The sequence below is a fragment of the Pseudomonas brassicae genome (genome assembly GCF_010671725.1).
GTDB classification, from domain to species: Bacteria; Pseudomonadota; Gammaproteobacteria; order Pseudomonadales; family Pseudomonadaceae; genus Aquipseudomonas; species Aquipseudomonas brassicae.
Genome location: NZ_JAAHBU010000633.1, coordinates 1 through 2,869 on the forward strand (window position 1 = coordinate 1; position 2,869 = coordinate 2,869).

Here is a 2,869-nt window from a genome sequence, read left to right on the forward strand (position 1 = left end):
CGCGAATGCGCATGCCAGGGGTGAACGCGGTGTGCGCCATGTTCGCCGGGGCCCTGTAGTCGAACAACCGCCGCAGGGGCGAGGGCAGGGCAAGGCGAAGGATGACGTCGGGCACGCGCAGGGTCTCTGGAGGGTGATTCTGTAGCCGCCGAGCCTAGCAGACGACAGTCGGTGCAAGCGACAACTTGCGCTGATGGCATGCTCTGGTATTATTCGCCGCCTAATTACGTGCGGTATTCAACAATGGTGTTGGGTGGCGGCACGCAGTCGAGGAAGTGACCATGAAACCAGAAATTCACCCGAATTATGAAGTAATCGCAGTTACTTGCAGCTGCGGTAACAAGTTTGAAACCCGTTCGACCCTGGCTGCTCCGCTGGGTACCGACGTGTGCAACGAGTGCCACCCGTTCTACACCGGCAAGCAAAAAGTGCTGGACACCGGCGGCCGCGTACAGAAGTTCGCAGATCGCTTCGGCATGTTCGGTGCCAAGAAGTAAGCATGCGCAAAGCGGGCCCCCTGGGCTTGGCAATGTTGCTGAAAAAGGCGTCCCTCGTGGGCGCCTTTTTTATGGCCGCGATCTGGCAACTGCCGGCGCTGGCGCTGTGCCCGGCGCCGTCCGATGTGCAGGTGGTCGGCGTGCGCGAAGTGGCCGATGGCGATACCTTGCGTCTGGTCGATGGGCGCAGGGTGCGCCTGATTGGCCTGAATGCACCTGAAATCGGGCGCAAGGGACAGCCCAGCGAGCCCTTCGCCGTGGCCGCGCGCCAGCGTCTGCAGGCGCTGGTGAAGGCCAGCGGGGGGCCAGGTCGGCCTGCAACCCGGTGTCGAGCCGCGGGACAAATATGGGCGCACCCTGGCCCATGTGTATGGGCGCTCTGGCGACAATCTGGAGGCACAGTTGCTCAGCGAAGGGCTCGGCTACCGTGTCGCGGTGGCGCCCAATGTGGCCTTGGCGCAGTGCCAGCAGCAGGCCGAGCAGGCCGCCCGTCGGGCCGCGCTGGGGGTGTGGCGCGCGCCTGCGGTTGTCAGCCCGGGGCACCTGCGTGAGTCCGGGTTTGCCTTGATCCGTGCTCAGGTGCGGGCGATCGAGCGTAACCGCGGCACGACCTGGATCGAGCTTGAGGGCGACCTGGTGCTGCAGGTGCCTGCGCGCTTGTCGCGGTATTTCCCCGCCGGCTTTGCCGACGGCCTTGAAGGCCGCACGGTCGAGGCGCGGGGCTGGGTGCTGGATCGTTCCCGCAACGGCGGGCGCAAGCCGGGTCAGGCGCGCTGGATGCTGCCGCTGACGGATCCGATGATGCTTGAAAGACAATAAAGATAATAAATTGTGGACATTTTAAAAGTCGATTGTACACACGCAAACCCTTGCGGGCTGCGGCTCTTGGCTTAAAGTCGTAGGTTAAAGGCCTTGACACTAGTGACCGACCAGTCTTGTCGGCCCATTGCACTTTGCGTATCCTCGGCGGTCCGTCAGAACAGTAAAAGCGGAATGCCCACCATGTCAGATTTGAAAACTGCCGCTCTCGAATACCATGCTCAGCCTCGTCCGGGGAAACTGAGCGTAGAGCTCACCAAACCTACCGCGACTGCTCGCGACCTGGCGCTGGCCTACAGCCCGGGTGTTGCCGAGCCGGTACGTGAAATCGCCCGCGACGCCGAACTGGCCTACCAGTACACCGGCAAGGGCAACCTGGTAGCAGTCATTTCCGACGGCACCGCCATCCTCGGCCTGGGTAACCTGGGCCCACTGGCGTCCAAGCCGGTCATGGAAGGCAAGGGTGTTCTGTTCAAGCGTTTCGCCGGTATCGACGTGTTCGACATCGAAGTCGAATCCGAAAGCCCGCAGGCCTTCATCGACACCGTGCGTCGCATCTCCATCACCTTTGGTGGTATCAACCTGGAAGACATCAAGGCACCTGAGTGCTTTGAAATCGAGCGCGCGCTGATCGAACAGTGCGACATCCCGGTGTTCCACGATGACCAGCACGGTACTGCGATCGTGACCGCTGCCGGCATGATCAACGCCCTGGAAATCGCTGGCAAAACCCTCGCTGACGCCAAGATCGTCTGCCTGGGCGCTGGCGCTGCGGCCATCTCCTGCATGAAGTTGCTGGTGAGCATGGGCGCACAGATCGAAAACATCTTCATGGTTGACCGTACTGGCGTGATCCACGCTGGCCGTGACGACCTGAACCAGTACAAGGCGGTGTTCGCCCACGCCACCGACAAGCGCAGCCTGGCTGATGCGCTGGAAGGCGCTGACGTGTTCGTCGGCCTGTCCGGTCCGAACCTGCTGAGCGCTGAAGGCCTGAAGTCGATGGCGCCGAACCCGATCGTGTTCGCTTGCTCGAACCCGGATCCGGAAATCTCGCCAGAGCTGGCGCACGCTACCCGTAGCGACGTGATCATGGCGACCGGTCGTTCCGACTACCCGAACCAGGTCAACAACGTACTGGGCTTCCCGTTCATCTTCCGTGGTGCCCTGGACGTTCGCGCCAAGCGCATCAACGAAGAGATGAAGATCGCTGCGGCCAACGCCCTGAAGGACCTGGCCAAGCTGCCGGTGCCTAAAGAAGTGTGTGCAGCCTACGGCGTCGAGTCGCTGGAGTTCGGCCGTGAGTACATCATTCCGAAGCCGATGGATGCGCGCCTGATCACCCTGGTTTCCGATGCAGTGGCCAAGGCGCCATCGAGACTGGCGTGGCTACCCTGCCGTACCCGGCGAACTACCCGCTCAAAAGCGTGGATGACGTGTTCAACGGCTGAGCCGTTGTAGCGTTGTAGCAAAAAGCCCCGGCTCGCGAGAGCCGGGGCTTTTTGTTTGGGGCAAGGCATTGGGTCTGTGTGGGGCTCTTCGCTGGCAAGCCA

At 62.1% G+C, this 2,869-nt stretch carries 2 protein-coding genes and 2 pseudogenes; 3 read left to right on the forward strand and 1 reads right to left on the reverse strand.

Annotated features, from left to right (window positions below; translation table 11 throughout):
- Positions 1–115: hypothetical protein (locus tag G3436_RS29175; protein WP_420801264.1), on the reverse strand; the 115-nt coding region annotated here is incomplete at its 3' end.
- A 166-nt stretch (positions 116–281) separates the two neighbouring features.
- Here G3436_RS29175 and rpmE point away from each other — a divergent pair.
- The 3 genes and pseudogenes from rpmE (at position 282) to G3436_RS26810 (ending at position 2,767) form a co-directional block, all read left to right on the forward strand.
- Positions 282–497, forward strand: a complete 216-nt coding sequence (rpmE, locus tag G3436_RS26800) for a 50S ribosomal protein L31 (RefSeq protein ID WP_163951376.1) — start codon at positions 282–284, stop codon at positions 495–497.
- Between the two features lie 2 nt (positions 498–499).
- Positions 500–1,316, forward strand: a pseudogene (locus G3436_RS26805) (thermonuclease family protein).
- Between the two features lie 183 nt (positions 1,317–1,499).
- Positions 1,500–2,767 (forward strand): annotated as a pseudogene (locus G3436_RS26810) (malic enzyme-like NAD(P)-binding protein).
- Positions 2,768–2,869 lie beyond the last annotated feature (102 nt).

Excerpts from the sequence above, each read along its gene's own strand:
- rpmE (WP_163951376.1), top strand. The coding sequence starts at position 282 with ATGAAACCAGAAATTCACCCGAATTATGAAGTAATCGCAGTTACTTGC.